The organism is Amphritea sp., from assembly GCF_016744155.1.
Classification (GTDB): Bacteria; Pseudomonadota; Gammaproteobacteria; order Pseudomonadales; family Balneatricaceae; genus Amphritea.
Genome location: NZ_JADGEW010000013.1, coordinates 13,167 through 27,535, shown reverse-complemented (window position 1 = coordinate 27,535; position 14,369 = coordinate 13,167). Strand labels below are relative to the sequence as shown.

The 14,369-nt window shown below is 50.4% G+C and carries 18 protein-coding genes; 15 read left to right on the top strand and 3 right to left on the bottom strand.

Annotated elements, in window-relative coordinates:
- Positions 1-3 precede the first annotated feature (3 nt).
- The 8 genes from QZZ54_RS11390 to QZZ54_RS11355 all read left to right on the top strand — a co-directional run bounded on the left by QZZ54_RS11390 (position 4) and on the right by QZZ54_RS11355 (position 5,817).
- Complete coding sequence (locus tag QZZ54_RS11390) at positions 4-930, top strand: urease accessory protein UreD (protein WP_290702808.1); 927 nt, start codon at positions 4-6, stop codon at positions 928-930.
- A 105-nt stretch (positions 931-1,035) separates the two neighbouring features.
- On the top strand, positions 1,036-1,338 hold the full coding sequence (locus QZZ54_RS11385) for an urease subunit gamma (RefSeq protein ID WP_019620281.1): 303 nt from the start codon (positions 1,036-1,038) through the stop codon (positions 1,336-1,338).
- Positions 1,339-1,350: 12 nt separating this feature from the next.
- Positions 1,351-1,677: an urease subunit beta gene (locus tag QZZ54_RS11380; protein WP_290702807.1), complete on the top strand. Its 327-nt coding sequence runs from the start codon at positions 1,351-1,353 to the stop codon at positions 1,675-1,677.
- A complete protein-coding gene (gene ureC / locus QZZ54_RS11375; RefSeq protein ID WP_290702806.1) occupies positions 1,674-3,380 on the top strand; it encodes an urease subunit alpha in 1,707 nt (568 codons plus the stop codon). Before QZZ54_RS11380 ends, ureC begins: the two co-directional genes overlap by 4 nt.
- A 13-nt stretch (positions 3,381-3,393) precedes the next feature.
- Positions 3,394-3,840 (top strand): urease accessory protein UreE, encoded by a 447-nt coding sequence (locus tag QZZ54_RS11370; RefSeq protein WP_290702805.1) that lies wholly within the window; start codon positions 3,394-3,396, stop codon positions 3,838-3,840.
- Entirely contained in the window at positions 3,818-4,498 is a 681-nt protein-coding gene (locus QZZ54_RS11365) for an urease accessory UreF family protein (protein WP_290702804.1), read from the top strand. Before QZZ54_RS11370 ends, QZZ54_RS11365 begins: the two co-directional genes overlap by 23 nt.
- Before the next feature lie 37 nt (positions 4,499-4,535).
- A complete protein-coding gene (ureG, locus tag QZZ54_RS11360; protein WP_290702803.1) occupies positions 4,536-5,207 on the top strand; it encodes an urease accessory protein UreG in 672 nt (223 codons plus the stop codon).
- Between the two features lie 28 nt (positions 5,208-5,235).
- Positions 5,236-5,817 carry a HupE/UreJ family protein gene (locus tag QZZ54_RS11355; protein ID WP_290702802.1) on the top strand — a complete coding sequence of 194 codons (582 nt, stop codon included), beginning with the start codon at positions 5,236-5,238 and terminating at the stop codon, positions 5,815-5,817.
- A 58-nt stretch (positions 5,818-5,875) separates the two neighbouring features.
- Here the strand turns inward: QZZ54_RS11355 and QZZ54_RS11350 are convergent, their stop codons facing one another.
- Positions 5,876-6,808: a LysR family transcriptional regulator gene (locus QZZ54_RS11350; RefSeq protein ID WP_290702801.1), complete on the bottom strand. Its 933-nt coding sequence runs from the start codon at positions 6,806-6,808 to the stop codon at positions 5,876-5,878.
- Positions 6,809-6,943: 135 nt separating this feature from the next.
- On the opposite strand from QZZ54_RS11350, the gene QZZ54_RS11345 reads away from it, so the two are divergent.
- The 7 genes from QZZ54_RS11345 (at position 6,944) to QZZ54_RS11315 (ending at position 13,170) form a co-directional block, all read left to right on the top strand.
- Positions 6,944-7,531, top strand: a complete 588-nt coding sequence (locus tag QZZ54_RS11345; RefSeq protein ID WP_290702800.1) for a TRAP transporter small permease subunit — start codon at positions 6,944-6,946, stop codon at positions 7,529-7,531.
- Positions 7,524-8,822 carry a TRAP transporter large permease gene (locus QZZ54_RS11340; protein ID WP_290702799.1) on the top strand — a complete coding sequence of 433 codons (1,299 nt, stop codon included), beginning with the start codon at positions 7,524-7,526 and terminating at the stop codon, positions 8,820-8,822. Before QZZ54_RS11345 ends, QZZ54_RS11340 begins: the two co-directional genes overlap by 8 nt.
- A 58-nt stretch (positions 8,823-8,880) precedes the next feature.
- A complete protein-coding gene (gene dctP, locus QZZ54_RS11335) occupies positions 8,881-9,882 on the top strand; it encodes a TRAP transporter substrate-binding protein DctP (protein WP_290702798.1) in 1,002 nt (333 codons plus the stop codon).
- Positions 9,883-9,956: 74 nt separating this feature from the next.
- On the top strand, positions 9,957-11,087 hold the full coding sequence (locus QZZ54_RS11330) for an FAD-dependent oxidoreductase (RefSeq protein WP_290702797.1): 1,131 nt from the start codon (positions 9,957-9,959) through the stop codon (positions 11,085-11,087).
- Complete coding sequence (locus QZZ54_RS11325; RefSeq protein WP_290702796.1) at positions 11,065-11,385, top strand: (2Fe-2S)-binding protein; 321 nt, start codon at positions 11,065-11,067, stop codon at positions 11,383-11,385. The genes QZZ54_RS11330 and QZZ54_RS11325 overlap by 23 nt, the downstream gene beginning before the upstream one ends.
- Entirely contained in the window at positions 11,382-12,791 is a 1,410-nt protein-coding gene (locus QZZ54_RS11320) for an FAD/NAD(P)-binding oxidoreductase (protein ID WP_290702795.1), read from the top strand. The genes QZZ54_RS11325 and QZZ54_RS11320 overlap by 4 nt, the downstream gene beginning before the upstream one ends.
- 28 nt (positions 12,792-12,819) lie before the next feature.
- A complete protein-coding gene (locus QZZ54_RS11315) occupies positions 12,820-13,170 on the top strand; it encodes a RidA family protein (RefSeq protein ID WP_290702794.1) in 351 nt (116 codons plus the stop codon).
- Positions 13,171-13,258: 88 nt separating this feature from the next.
- Here the strand turns inward: QZZ54_RS11315 and QZZ54_RS11310 are convergent, their stop codons facing one another.
- The gene (locus QZZ54_RS11310) at positions 13,259-13,927 is read right to left on the bottom strand and encodes a hypothetical protein (protein WP_290702793.1); all 669 of its coding nucleotides are present in this window, start codon (positions 13,925-13,927) and stop codon (positions 13,259-13,261) included.
- Positions 13,928-13,936: 9 nt separating this feature from the next.
- Positions 13,937-14,278: a 5-carboxymethyl-2-hydroxymuconate Delta-isomerase gene (locus QZZ54_RS11305; RefSeq protein WP_290702792.1), complete on the bottom strand. Its 342-nt coding sequence runs from the start codon at positions 14,276-14,278 to the stop codon at positions 13,937-13,939.
- Positions 14,279-14,369: the final 91 nt, after the last annotated feature.

Here is a 14,369-nt window from a genome sequence, read left to right as displayed (position 1 = left end):
ACGATGACCAGCCTGTCACAGCCGATACCGCGTGCCCCAGAGCCGACTCGCACCCCGGCGCAGCAAAAAAAAGCCTCTGCCTGGAATGCTGAACTGTTTTTACAGTTTGGCCGCACGTCCCGAGGCTCTGTGTTGCAACGGGCTGATCATAAGGGCCCGCTCTACGTCCAGAAAGCGTTCTACCCCGAGGGGCCTGATCTGGCCCAGGTTTATCTGCTGCATCCTCCGGGGGGAATGGTCTCCGGGGACCGTCTTGAGATCTCCGTTAATACGGGCTATGACAGCCATGCATTACTGACGACTCCCGGTGCCGGACGGGTTTACCGGGCGCGCCCCGACCGGACTTTGCAACATCAAATTAATACTCTGCATCTGAGTGCCGGCAGCTCAATTGAGTGGCTGCCGTTGGAAACTATCCTCTATCCCGATGCCTGCACCCGCCTTGATACGCGGGTTCATCTGGCCGAGAACTCACATTTTATCGGCTGGGAAATTACCAGCCTTGGATTGCCCAACCGGGGTCTGCCTTTCAGTAGCGGTAACCTGTCTCAGACCCTGCAAATCAATCGGGGAGAGCGCATTTTGTTGCGGGAGCGGTTACAGATTGATGATGGTAACCGGGCGTTGCTGGACGGCAGTGCCGGGTTACGTGGTAAGCCTGTCACCGGACTGATGGTGGCAGGCCCCTTTGATCTCGCCGCCGATGAAAACACTGAACATTCGATTGAACCTTTGATTAAAAAGCTGCGGTTGCATGCCGATGATTGTGGCGCGTTAGCGGCTGTCAGTCTGGTGGGGGAGTTTCTAACTGTTCGCTATCTGGGCGATCAGACTGATCAGGCGATGAAACTCTTTGTTCGTTGTTGGCATGAGATTCGCCCGGAACTGCTAGGTCGGCCAGCCTGTGAGCCCCGTATCTGGGCAACTTGATGTTTGACTATGGGTTGCTAGACGGTCTGTCAGACCAGATGAAATTTCGCGCTCAGCACACACCGGCTCAGACGATAAGCGCTAAACATAGTGAAGAGGTAAGTGATGGAACTGCTTCCAAGAGAAAAAGATAAATTACTGGTATTTACGGCGGCTCTGCTGGCTGAACGTCGCCTCAATCGGGGGCTGAAGTTGAATTACCCTGAAGCGATGGCGTATTTGAGCATGGAAATTATCGAAGGCGCCCGCGATGGGAAAACCGTCGCTGAACTAATGGGCTTCGGTAAAACCCTATTAACGGCAGACCAGGTAATGCCCGGGGTTATCGAACTGATTCATGAAGTACAGGTAGAAGCGACTTTTCCCGATGGTACCAAATTGGTCACCGTCCATAACCCGATCTGTTGAGAGGAGATGACTATGATTCCCGGAGAAATTCAGCCTGCAAAAGGCGAGATTCTGCTTAATGAGGGGCGTAAGACAGTCTCTCTGCGGGTTGAAAATCGTGGTGATCGCCCGGTTCAGATCGGCTCTCACTATCATTTTTATGAAGTTAATCCGGCACTGGAATTCGACCGTGCAAAAACCCGCGGTTACCGGCTGAATATCGTTTCAGGGACGGCGATTCGTTTCGAGCCGGGACAGGGCCGCGAAGTCGAGCTGGTTGAATATGCGGGTAGTCGGACTATCTACGGCTTCCGTGGTGATGTGATGGGTAAGCTGGATAGCGGGGAGGAAACCCTATGAGCAAGATAGATCGTGCCGCTTATGCACAGATGTTCGGCCCTACCACCGGTGACCGGGTGCGACTCGGTGATACCGAACTCTGGATCGAAGTTGAGAAAGACTTCACTGATTATGGCGACGAAGTTAAGTTTGGGGGCGGTAAGGTTATCCGGGATGGTCAGGGCCAGAGTCAGTGCGGTAATGATATCTGTGTTGATCTGGTTATCACTAACGCGCTGGTGCTGGACCACTGGGGGATCGTTAAAGGTGATGTGGGTATTCGTGAAGGCCGTATTTTTAAAGTCGGTAAAGCGGGTAATCCGGATACTCAGGATAATGTCGATATCGTTATCGGCCCGGGTACCGAAGTCATAGCCGGTGAGGGTAGTATTCTCACCGCCGGCGGAATCGATGCGCATATCCATTTCATCTGTCCACAACAGATAGATGAAGCGCTAATGTCCGGTGTGACCACTATGATCGGCGGTGGTACCGGGCCTGCAACCGGTACCAATGCGACTACCTGTACTCCGGGGCCCTGGAATATCGGTAAGATGCTTCAGGCTACTGATTCTATGCCGATGAACTTTGGCTTCCTTGGCAAAGGTAACGGGAGTCTGCCTAAGCCCCTGGAAGATCAATTGGAAGCCGGCGCTTGCGGTCTGAAACTCCATGAAGACTGGGGTACGACGCCGGCATCTATCGATACCTGTTTGTCCGTAGCTGAAAAATATGATGTTCAGGTGGCGATTCATACCGATACGCTGAACGAGTCCGGATTTGTTGATGACACCCTGGGTGCCTTTAAAGACCGGGTTATCCACACCTATCACACCGAAGGGGCGGGGGGAGGTCATGCACCGGATATCATCCGCGCCTGTGCCTACCCGAATGTACTGCCATCTTCGACCAACCCAACCCGTCCCTATACCCGCAATACGGTGGATGAACATCTGGATATGCTGATGGTCTGTCATCACCTGGACAGTAATATCCCCGAGGATGTCGCCTTTGCCGATTCCCGGATTCGCAAAGAGACGATTGCCGCGGAAGACCTTTTTCACGATCGGGGTGCCTTTAGCATGATCTCGTCTGACTCTCAGGCGATGGGACGTGTTGGAGAGGTGATTACCCGTACCTGGCAGACTGCCCATAAGATGAAGACTCAGTTTGGTCTGCTGCCTGAAGATGAAACCCTGGGTAGTGATAATTTCCGCGCCCGTCGTTACATCGCAAAATACACCATTAACCCGGCTGTCGCCCACGGTATCTCCCACGAAGTCGGCTCTATTGAGCCAGGTAAACTGGCGGACCTGGTGTTGTGGAAGCCAGCGTTCTTTGGCGTTAAACCATCCCTGATTATTAAAGGAGGGATGATTGCCGCCGCGCCGATGGGTGACCCGAATGCATCTATCCCAACGCCGCAACCGGTGCACTACCGCCCAATGTTTGGCTCCTACGGCCAGGCACCGGCTAAGACCGCGGTGACCTTTGTCTCTGCGGCCGCACTGGACAATGATATCGGTGGTCAGCTGGGGCTGAATCGTCGGTTAGTCGCCTGTTCGAACACCCGTAATATCGGCAAGAAAGACATGGTACACAACAGCTGGATGCCTGATATCACGGTCGACCCGCAGACCTACGAGGTGCGGGCAGATGGCGAGCTACTTACCTGTGAGCCGGCAGAAGTGTTACCACTGGCTCAGCTATATAACTTGTTTTAAGAGAGGGCATCTGATGTTGGAAGTTTATGAACGTTTAGGCGATCACTGTCACGGTGTTGTTTATACAACGGTGGTTTTGAGTCAAGAGCAACGCGACCGGGGTCGGTTGAAACTCACCGGTGAGAATGGTGAAGAGGTGCGCCTGTTTTTGGAACGGGGTAAGCCGTTGCTGGTGGGTGAATACCTTAAAACAACCTGTGGGAAATATGTTCAGGTTGAAGGGGCGGTTGAAGCGGTGACCTATGCCGAGTGTGAAGATTGGCAGACCTTTGCCCGCGCTTGCTATCACTTAGGTAACCGTCACGTGAAGCTGCAGGTGGGTGAGTGCTGGTTACGGATGCAACCGGATCATGTGCTGGAAGAGATGCTTGAGCTGTTAGGTCTGACACTGACCCATCAGGAAACAGTATTTGTACCGGAATCGGGAGCCTACAGTAATGGCGGCCATCACCACCACTGATACAGCTCTCTTAAGGTTGATGCAGCTCAGTAGTGTGAGCCTGCCGATAGGCGGTTATGCATTCTCTCAGGGGCTAGAGCATGCCATTGAAACCGGTTGGATTAAAAAATCACAGCAGGTGTCAGAGTGGCTGGAACAGCAGTTGCTCTATTCAGTTGCCCAGACCGATCTGCCGCTGTTGAAGTTGGCGATGGCCGCGGCTGAAGCCGGCGATGAGAAGCGGTTGATACGGTGTAATGATCTGGCGTTGGCTTGCCGCGAAACCCGTGAGTTACGGCTAACGGATAGCGCGATGGGTGAGGCGATGAACCGGTTGTTGGTGAGTCTTGGCATTTCACAGCCATTACCCACATCAGGCGAGTTAAGTTTTGTCGTTCTGTTCGGTATTGCTGCACAACACTGGCGGATAGATTACTCGACCGCTGTACTGGGATTCCTCTGGTCATGGTTAGAAAACCAGGTTGCGGCAGCGACTAAACTGGTGCCGCTAGGGCAGACCCAGGCTCAGCTGCTGCTGGGTGAGCTGCAACCACTGTTGCCCCAGGCGATCACTCGGGCAGAACAGATTGCAGAAGATGAGATTGGTAATGGTTTGCAGGGGCTGGCAATCGCCAGTGCAGGCCATGAAACACAGTATTCAAGATTATTCCGTTCCTGACCTTCGGGCAGAAACGACAGAATTCAGGAGAGTTATTTTGAGCACAACAACACACAGCCAGACGAGCCCGCAAAAACAGACACTGCGGATCGGTGTAGGTGGCCCGGTAGGGTCGGGTAAAACAGCACTGCTACGCTCACTCTGTTCAGCGATGCGGGAGCATTATGATATTGCCGTGGTCACTAACGATATCTATACCAAGGAAGACGCTAAGTTTCTGACCGAGCACGAAGCTCTGGATGCCGACCGCATCATTGGTGTGGAAACCGGTGGTTGTCCGCATACGGCAATACGTGAAGATGCTTCGATGAATCTGGCGGCGATTGATCAGCTGATCGCCCGTCATGGTGAGTTGGATGTGGTATTCGTTGAAAGTGGCGGCGATAACCTCAGCGCCACTTTCAGCCCAGAACTTTCAGATCTGACCATCTATGTCATCGATGTCTCTGCGGGCGATAAGATTCCCCGTAAAGGTGGGCCGGGCATCACCCGCTCCGATCTGTTGATTATCAACAAGACTGACCTGGCACCCTTGGTCGGTGCGTCCCTTGAAGTGATGGATGTGGATGCCAAACGCATGCGCGGCGACCGGCCTTTTGTCTTCTCCAACCTGAAGAAGGCCGAAGGTTTGGAAGATATTCTCGAATTTATCGTATCCGAAGGGATGCTGGAATCTAAACAGCTACCACCGGTTAAGGCAGTGGTTTAATAATTATTAGGACTTTCAGGAGCACATAATGAATAAACGCAATCAGTTACGTCTGTTAACCCTTGTCGGTGCACTGGCTCCGCTTTCTGCGATGGCGCATACCGGGCATGAAGTGGCCGGCTTTTTCCAGGGCATGCTGCATCCACTGTCGGGGGCAGATCATCTGCTGGTGATGCTGGCGGTCGGGCTTATGGCTGCGGGCCGTAGTAAAAGCAGGGTAGGAACAGCAGTGCCTGCAGCATTTCTGCTGGCGATGGCCGTTGGTACTCTATTGGCGGTTGCCGGACTGACCGTACCTTTTGTTGAGCAGGGAATCGTTGTGTCAGTGGTCACAGCAGGCGTACTGCTGGCACTGGCGGTACGTTTTACGCTGGTTACCGGAATCGCGCTTGCCGCAGGCTTCGCACTATTCCACGGTTTAGCTCACGGTGCTGAACTGCCATTGGCAGTAAATCCGGTTGCTTATGTTGCAGGCTTCCTGATCATGACATCAGTGTTACTGATGGCAGGCACTCGACTGGGACAGCTCGCAGACAGCTACAGTATGGGCATGACCTCCCGTATTGCAGGTGTAGCCGTAGCGGCGTTTGGCGTACTGGCAGCGGTATAAAATGAATTGCCCCCGGTTACTATGTTGGCTACCGGGGCTTCTTCATAGGACGCTTTTACTATTCATTCTTTACTAATATTTTGAATAGGTTATCGGAACCCTCAGCCAACTCTTTTAAACGGGTTTTTAGTAGTTTGCAAAAATCAAGCGCCAGCTGCGAAACGGGACGGGTTGCCGGGTAGATTAGATTGTAATTAAAGGGTATTGAGACAGAGAAGGGTTTGACTACAAGGCCCTGCTTTATAAAATTAATAGCAGTGACTGGGTCGACCAGTGAAACCCCTGAGCCTGAAAGTACATAACTACAGGCGATATGGGATACCTGGGTATCAAAAAGCATTTTCCTTTTTACCTCAGCGGTCTCGAAAGCGTCATCTACTTTGTAGCGATGCTCGGTTCCCAACGAAATAAAAACATCATCTTTAAGATCTTGCGGCTCGATGAGTTCTTTATGCTCAAGAGGGTGCCCGGGGGGCAGGATGCAGACCATTTCGCTGCGTGCCAGTGATTCTGTTTGTATGGATGGGTCTGTCACTGCAACGGCAGCAAAGCCGATATCGAAATGTTGGGTAGAGATCCAGTCTGCGACCTGTTGAGAACTACGTACCTGTAGGGTCATCGAAACCCCCTGATTCAGTTCCATAAACTCTCGGGAAACCTGTGGTAAAAACGCTTGAGCAAGGGCTGGCATACAAGCTATTCGCAGCGTTCCCCGATGAAATGTTCTTAATTCTTCAGCAGTACGCGCCAGTTTTTCTATGCCAACGAAGGATCGTTCTACCTCTTCAAACAGAATCAGCGCTTCCGGTGTAGGGACTAATCTTTTTTTCACCCGATCAAACAGCGGTACCTTTACCGAGTCTTCAAAATCACTTAATAATCGACTCACTGCAGGCTGTGAAATGAAAAGTATTTCTGCTGCGCCTGTTGTGGTGCCGGCAATCATTACCGCGCGAAATGCCTCGACCTGTCTGAAACTTAACTGAGCCATAGATGATAGTCTCCTGAGTGATCTATAATATAACACCATGTTATCAAGTATGTAATATTCATGATTTGATATTATTTGCTCGATTTATGATCATGTAAATACCACATCAAGGGTGCTTCTCAGGAGGCACTAATTATGAGCTCCGACATAGAGATAATAATTATGGAGACATTTTTTAGATACACTTTGGCGATATTGATCAGTACGGTTGCAGGTATGCAGTTCGTACAGGTGATAACCCGCTATGTTTTCGAGACTCCTATTATGGGGCTTGAAGAGGTAGCCGTTATTCCTACCTTATGGCTTTATATTCTCGGTGCAGTCAATGCCTCCCGGGAAGATACTCAGATCCGGGCGAATGTTCTCGAGATCTTCCTCAAAACAGAACGGGCACGGCATATTTTGCTGGTTGTTTCTGAGTCCATCAGTCTGGTTATCTCCGGCTGGCTGACCTATTGGGCCTGGGACTACTTCCAATATGCGGTGCGGGTATCGAAAGAGACCCCGACCCTTTATCTGCCCACACTTATCTATGAATCTGCTCTGTTTATCGGTCTGTTACTGATGACGCTTTATGTTCTGCTGCATCTGTCCAGACATGTTCGAGTCTTGCTGGCAGGCGGGGCTGAAGTCGATAAATTGATTGATCATGAGCATCCGCATACGGATGAGCTTGATGAGTTCCAGTTGCTGTCACCGAAGGAGGATCGTAACAATGGTTGAGATAGCACTGTTAGCGTTTGCCGTATTGGTTATTCTGTTGAGTCTTGGGGTTCCACTGCCATACTGTTTTGGCGCAGGTCTGATGGTGATGGCCCTGGTTGGTGAAGTCACTTTTAAAGGGATGATGCTGTGGGGCTTTAGTCAGCTGACTAACCCGATACTGCTAGCCATACCGCTGTTTGTTTTTGCTGGCACTATCATGAGTGTCAGTGGTATCGCGGCGAGCTTACTTAAGTTTGTTAATATCTTTGTTGGGCGCGTCCGGGGTGGTTTGGGCGTCGTTGCTTCTATTAGCTGCGCAATTATCGGGGCTATCTCAGGAAGTGGTTTGACGGGCATTGCGGCAATCGGTCCATTGCTGATTCCAGAGATGGAACGTAAAGGGTATCCCCGCGCTTATGCCACTGCATTGATTGCTAACTCCTCTATTCTGGGGCTGTTAATCCCGCCCAGCGTCACCATGATTGTCTATGGTTGGGTAACAGAAACATCTATTCTGGCAAGCTTTCTAGCGACCTTGGGTCCGGGCCTGCTGATCATGCTCAATTTTGCCATTGTTAACCTTGTGATGGCGCGAAAGTTTCCACTGGTGCTGGATGAGGAAGTCTCTTTCAGCGAGACCCTGAAGCTGGCGGGAAACAATACGGTTCATGCTATTCCTGCGTTGCTGATGCCAGTCATTATCCTTGGCGGTATCTATGGCGGAATCATGACGCCGACAGAAGCCGCTGCGGTCGCTGTTATCTATGCTCTACCTGTAGGTTTCATGATCTACAGGGGACTCACCTGGAAAAAGTTTCTTGAAGCCGGTAAGGAATCTGCCACTGCGGTGGGTGCCATTCTGATCATGATTCTTTTCAGTCTGATGTTGAGTCAGCTCTTCGTTATGGAAGATATTCCCCAGGCGCTGGTGGAATCTATCTTTGAGATCACCCAGGACAAAACAACTCTGCTGATTATGGTAACGCTGTTTTTGTTCGCCATCGGCATGGTGGTTAACGATATCACTGCGATCATTCTTACCGCACCGTTGCTAATGCCATTGATGAGCGCGCTGGGTGTAAGTCCGATTCAATTTGCAGCAATTATGGGCGTGACCACGGCGATGGGAGGCGTTACGCCGCCTTATGCCAGCATCCTTTATCTGGGTGCGCGGATCGGTAAAGTGAAATTTACCGAGGTAATCAAACCCGCCATGATCCTGCTTTTGTTCGGTTATCTGCCAGTGGTAATACTGGTGCTGATCTGGCCTGGACTGTCTGAATATATCCCAGCAATGATGGGTTACTAAGTACGTTAAACATAAAAAACGGTCCGCAAGGACAAAAAAACAAAAATGAGGAAAATCGATGTTTACTTCACTTTCTAAAAATCTGGTTCTGGCGGCTTCTTTATCGCTAGTAACTATGGGTGCTGTCGAAGCTGCATCCCTTAAGCTGTCCCATGTTCGCCCGCAGGGTACTGCGATTGATATAGACGCCACAAAATTTGCTGAGGCAGTTAAAGCGGCAACAGATGGAAAGCTAAAAGTTAAGCTGTATCCGGCAAATGCTCTGGGTGACTATACGGTGGTTCAAGAGCGTGTTGGCCTGGGTGCAGTTGATATGGCTGTTCAGCCGATCGCATCTAGCGTTGATAAACGTTTCCAGATCGTTTCACTGCCATATATGGCACAGGACTGGGCGGATGCACAGAAGAAATTTGGCCCAGGTTCAGTGATGCGAAATACCGTATCTGATCTGTATAAGCAGCAGGGTATTAAAGTTCTGGGTGCTTGGCCTGTTTACTTTGGCGGTGTTGCGCTTAATACAGATGTTGAAGGTGCAGCGGATTCCAGTGTTAGTAAGTCAGCGAAAGTTCGTGTGCCACCAATTAAGGTGTTTCAACTTCTTGCGGATAATTTAGGTTATATCGGCTCACCTCTGCCGTTCTCTGAAGCCTTTACCGCTGTTCAAACCGGTGTTGTTGATGGTGTTATCGGCTCAGGTGCTGAAGGTTACTACGCCTCATTCCGTGATGTGACTAAGTACTACGTACCGATCAATACTCACTTTGAAGTTTGGTACCTGATGATCAATGAAGAGCGTTTCGATGGTCTTAAAGCTAATCAACAGGAAGCACTTTCCCAAGCTGCTCTGGATTTTGAAAACAGCCGCTGGGCAACCGCCGAAACAGATCAGGCAGCTAACGAGCAACGTCTGGTTGAAGCCGGCGCAACTATCGTTGAGGTAACGCCTGAACAGCTAGCCGCGACTGCTGCAAAGATTAAGCAGAACGTATGGCCTGAAATCATCAATGATATCGGTAAAGAGTGGGCTGATAAGATTCTTGAAGCTGCACTGGCTGAATAATATTGAACCACCGGTCAGGCACAGGCCTGACCGGTCCTTTCACCGATTAATCCTCTTTATACTGGAGAAAGCATATGACGGAGAGTGTGCGGCTAAACCGTGGCAGCTCTGACGTAGCTGTTATTGGCGGTGGCCTGGTAGGACTTTGTATTGCGCTGGGGATTCAAAAGCAGGGTCAGCAAGTCACAGTATATGATGAAGGTGATGTCGCTCTACGGGCGTCACGGGGCAATTTTGGCTTGGTCTGGGTGCAGGGCAAGGGTGATAACCTGCCTGAGTATGCACGAATTACCCGTCTTTCAGCTCAGCTCTGGGCTGGTCTGGCAGATGACCTGACACAACATACCGGTATCGATATTCAGTTGCAGCAGCGGGGTGGGCTGTTTGTCTGCCTGAGTGAGTCTGAACTGCAAAAGCGTCAGGTGATATTGGAACAGATGGCGATTGAGCACCCTGAGGGTTACCCCTACGAGGTACTCGATCTGCAACAATTGCGTGAGATGATCCCGGATATCGGGCCCGAAGTGGCAGGCGCAACCTGGGGGCCTGAAGATGGTCATGTAAATCCGCTTTATCTGATGCGAGCGCTGGTCGCACGGTTTGAGTCACTCGGTGGCAAACTGGTCAACGCAGGCCGGGTTAGCAATATTATCCCGCAGCAGGGGCAGTTTGTATTGCAGACCGAGCAGGGTGATTTTAGTTGCAATAAAGTGGTACTGGCTGCTGGCTTGGGTAATAAAGAGCTGGGGCCGATGGTCGGCATAGATGCGCCGGTTTTTCCGAACCGGGGGCAGGTTTTAATCGCAGAACGGGTGCGTCCGTTTTTGCACTATCCAACTGGACATGTGCGTCAGACCGAAGAGGGCACAGTTCAGTGCGGTGATTCAAAAGAAGATGTTGGCTTTGATACTGGCACTACAACTGAGGTTCTTGCGCAGATCGCACAGCGTGCAACAACGATGTTTCCCCTGTTGAAAGAGGTGAATCTGATCCGTTCCTGGGGGGCTTTACGCATCATGACTCCGGATGGCAATCCTATATATCAGCAGTCGAAACAATACCCCGGGGCGTACCTGGTTACCTGCCACAGTGGTGTCACGCTGGCGGCTGCACACGCGGGGCCTATCGCTGACTGGATTTCGACTGGTAGCGCCGATTCGGCTATAGATTTGGAGAAGTTTCATGGCAGCAGATTTCAGCTTTAACCGTTTGCCCTGTAATGAAAGAGCAGAGGTAGAGATCACTATTGAGGGGCACAAGGTTATCGCTCTGGAAGGTGAGACTGTTGCCGCTGCGGTTATGCATTCAGGCTTGAGACCTACCCGTACGACAGCTGTTAGCGGTACTGGCCGGGCGCCATATTGCATGATGGGTGTGTGCTTTGAGTGTCTGATGAATATCGACGGTAAGCCCAATACTCAAGCCTGCATGACAGAGGTTAGCGAAGGGATGGTGATCACTGTGCAGCAAGGTGCCCGAGAGATAGGCGGAGACAGGTTATGACAGGTTTGCAGCAATATGATCTGGTGATTCTCGGTGCAGGACCTGCTGGCATGGCTTCAGCTAAAGAAGCGAGTGAAGCCGGACTCAATACGCTGATACTGGATGAACAGCCACGGGCGGGTGGGCAGATATACAGAAATATTGGTCGTCCAATACTGCAAAATCGCTCTATTCTGGGTGAAGATTATTATGTAGGTGAATCGTTGCTGGCGGGTTTGGCTCAGGCTTCGCTGACGCATATATCGAATGCTACAGTATGGGAAGTAACCGGTGATAATACTCTGTGCTTTTCAGCGGAGGGTATGAGTCGTCAGGTGGGTTTTAAAAAGCTATTACTGGCGACCGGAGCACAGGAGCGTCCGGTACCTTTTCCAGGTTGGACACTTCCCGGTGTGATGACCTGTGGTGCCGCCCAGATATTATTGAAATCATCGGGTCTGACACCGGTAGAACCCTTAGTGATTGCCGGCAGTGGCCCATTGTTATTGTTGATCGCTTGCCAGCTGATCAGGGCGGGTGTCAGGGTTGAGGGGATTGTTGAAACGACCCCGACGGCTAACTACGGCCGTGCGTTAAAGGAGATTGGCGGGGCCATTAAAGGTTGGCGTCATCTGCTTAAAGGTATGCGGATGCTCAATGAGATCCGCCGTAGTGGAGTGAAATTTTATAAGTGTGCGACTGAGTTGCGTGCTGAACCGGGGAGTGACGGTAATCTAGCTTCGGTTAGCTTTCGCAAGGGTAGTACCCTGCATCAACTGGAATGCCAAACACTACTGGTACATCAGGGGGTGATTCCCAATACCCAACTAGGCCGTGCTATCGGGCTTGAGCACCAATGGGATGAAGTACAGCAGTGCTGGAAACCCACTCTGTTAGAAAATGGCTGCAGCAGCCATCCCGATATCTTTATTGCCGGTGACTCTGCCGGTATTGGAGGCGCTATCGTCGCAGAGATTCAGGGGCGTACTGTTACTAATGAAATCGTTCAACAGTTAGGGCTGAAAGGGAAAAAGGATTCGGAGATAGATTCACTACGAAAAGAGTTGGCTGATCAGCTTGCTATCCGTCCTTTCCTGGATTATCTCTACCGTCCATTGGATATGTTCCTCAGACCTCAGGGGGAGACTATCGTGTGCCGTTGTGAGGAAGTTAGTGCTACTGAAATTCGTGGGCTTGTGAAACAGGGCTGCGTTGGACCGAATCAGACCAAGGCGTTTTGCCGTTCGGGTATGGGGCCTTGTCAGGGGCGTCAGTGTGGTTCTACAGTCACTGCTTTACTGGCAGATGAGCTAGGTAGTAATCCTTCGGACGTCGGCTATTACAACATTCGCTTCCCTATAAAACCGGTCACATTGGGCGAACTGGCTTCTCTTAGCCAGCCCGCTCAGGACGGAACCGTAAAGTAAAAATAATTGAATATTGAGAAAACAAACAATGACGATTGAACGCCACCAGACTGCGACTCGCATGAGTAAAGTAGTGATTCATAATAATACCATTTACCTCTGCGGTCAGGTCGCTGAAGACCGTTCGGCGGGTATTGCTGAACAGACCCGGACAATGCTGGAAAAAGTATCTGATCTGCTGTTATCTGTGGGCAGTAGCCCGGAAAAGATCCTTTCAGCGACTATCTATATAAAGGATATGGCGCTTTTTTCCGAGATGAATTCCGTTTGGGATAGCTGGGTTCCTGAAGGCTATGCACCAGCAAGGGCCTGTGTCGAGGCTGCGATGGCAAGTCCTGAATTACTGGTTGAAATATCAGTCATTGCTGCAGCGGATTAATTTATTGAAGCCATTTATATTTGCTTGAATTATGTAAATGGCTTTTGATTGCTCGCGTCCTGTTCTGGGGCCAGCTACTTGTTTCTAACTAACGATTATCCTGATTTTCCTTTCCCAGCCACCCTGCAAGCACACAGATAATCAGGATCATAATGATCGAGCTTTCTGCCATCGCCATTGCCGAAGGTGGGGGAGGGGCGATGGTCATGCCGATGATAGTAAAGCTAAGAATAAGCAGGCACAGAATGCTCAATGCAATTTTCTTTGGCAGGGATGTATTAGCACCGTCCAGAAACAGGTAAAGGCCTGCAAGCATGATAAAGCTTTCAAACAGCAGTGCGAGGGTCATGTTGTCCCAGAGACCGAGACCTACTTTGAATGAGGTACCTGCCAAGAGAGGGATTTGGGAATTATGGACGGTAAAGTCGAGTAACCAGTGAGATAAGACCGCAACTGAGATCATAAAAACCGCACGTAAACTCAACCCTTTTCGTTCTGAATACCATAGAAAAACAACGGCTCCTGCGAGTGTCGACCATATAATGGCGGCAGAGAGACTGTGAGAAAACGGGAAGATAAAGGCAGGCTGGTGGGTATCAGTAAAGTTTTCAGGAATAGCGACAGACTCCCATCCCAGTAAAATAAAAGACCAGAGTAGCAGATCGATAAAAAGCGAGGCGGCTATCAGGCTGCCTAAACCCACATCTCTGTCTAATCTACCGATGGCTAACGCAGCTCCTATATGTCCTGCGAACATTCCTACTCCTTAAGTCAGATGCTTAGCGTAGCTATTGCTTTCCATATCAACGATTTCTACGGTTATTGAAATATCTGAAAGCTGTAAAGAAATTAACCTCTTAATTACTGTAGAAGATAATCTTTGTTTTTGCTCATCAGTTCTACCCTTTAGGAGCTTCACCGTTACATGGATAAAGGCCGTCTTGTCGGCACCTGTCAGATACTCTTGGTAAGCGATCGCACGGGTTTTAATATCAGGGCCTTCAAATAGCCCGGAACTGTATGCGCCTTCATAAACGGCTTGTACCAACTTAGTTGGATTAAGTTGAGCCTCTAAAGGCTTTGCGTACTCGAGGATACAGTGTGGCAATTGTTGCTCCTTGAAACTCTAAATGGAGTAGTTTTCTGTGAGTTTCGTTATGTTCAGGTCTGTTCAAAATACAACCGGTCAGTGATTGTAT

What these genes read in the sequence shown, in the direction of transcription:
- QZZ54_RS11390 (WP_290702808.1), top strand. Translation starts at nt 4, where the DNA reads ATGACCAGCCTGTCACAGCCGATACCGCGTGCCCCAGAGCCGACTCGC.
- QZZ54_RS11385 (WP_019620281.1), top strand. Translation starts at nt 1,036, where the DNA reads ATGGAACTGCTTCCAAGAGAAAAAGATAAATTACTGGTATTTACGGCG.
- QZZ54_RS11380 (WP_290702807.1), top strand. Translation starts at nt 1,351, where the DNA reads ATGATTCCCGGAGAAATTCAGCCTGCAAAAGGCGAGATTCTGCTTAAT.
- ureC (WP_290702806.1), top strand. Translation starts at nt 1,674, where the DNA reads ATGAGCAAGATAGATCGTGCCGCTTATGCACAGATGTTCGGCCCTACC.
- QZZ54_RS11370 (WP_290702805.1), top strand. Translation starts at nt 3,394, where the DNA reads ATGTTGGAAGTTTATGAACGTTTAGGCGATCACTGTCACGGTGTTGTT.
- QZZ54_RS11365 (WP_290702804.1), top strand. Translation starts at nt 3,818, where the DNA reads ATGGCGGCCATCACCACCACTGATACAGCTCTCTTAAGGTTGATGCAG.
- QZZ54_RS11355 (WP_290702802.1), top strand. Translation starts at nt 5,236, where the DNA reads ATGAATAAACGCAATCAGTTACGTCTGTTAACCCTTGTCGGTGCACTG.
- QZZ54_RS11350 (WP_290702801.1), bottom strand. Translation starts at nt 6,808, where the DNA reads ATGGCTCAGTTAAGTTTCAGACAGGTCGAGGCATTTCGCGCGGTAATG.
- QZZ54_RS11345 (WP_290702800.1), top strand. Translation starts at nt 6,944, where the DNA reads ATGAGCTCCGACATAGAGATAATAATTATGGAGACATTTTTTAGATAC.
- QZZ54_RS11340 (WP_290702799.1), top strand. Translation starts at nt 7,524, where the DNA reads ATGGTTGAGATAGCACTGTTAGCGTTTGCCGTATTGGTTATTCTGTTG.
- dctP (WP_290702798.1), top strand. Translation starts at nt 8,881, where the DNA reads ATGTTTACTTCACTTTCTAAAAATCTGGTTCTGGCGGCTTCTTTATCG.
- QZZ54_RS11330 (WP_290702797.1), top strand. Translation starts at nt 9,957, where the DNA reads ATGACGGAGAGTGTGCGGCTAAACCGTGGCAGCTCTGACGTAGCTGTT.
- QZZ54_RS11325 (WP_290702796.1), top strand. Translation starts at nt 11,065, where the DNA reads ATGGCAGCAGATTTCAGCTTTAACCGTTTGCCCTGTAATGAAAGAGCA.
- QZZ54_RS11320 (WP_290702795.1), top strand. Translation starts at nt 11,382, where the DNA reads ATGACAGGTTTGCAGCAATATGATCTGGTGATTCTCGGTGCAGGACCT.
- QZZ54_RS11315 (WP_290702794.1), top strand. Translation starts at nt 12,820, where the DNA reads ATGACGATTGAACGCCACCAGACTGCGACTCGCATGAGTAAAGTAGTG.
- QZZ54_RS11310 (WP_290702793.1), bottom strand. Translation starts at nt 13,927, where the DNA reads ATGTTCGCAGGACATATAGGAGCTGCGTTAGCCATCGGTAGATTAGAC.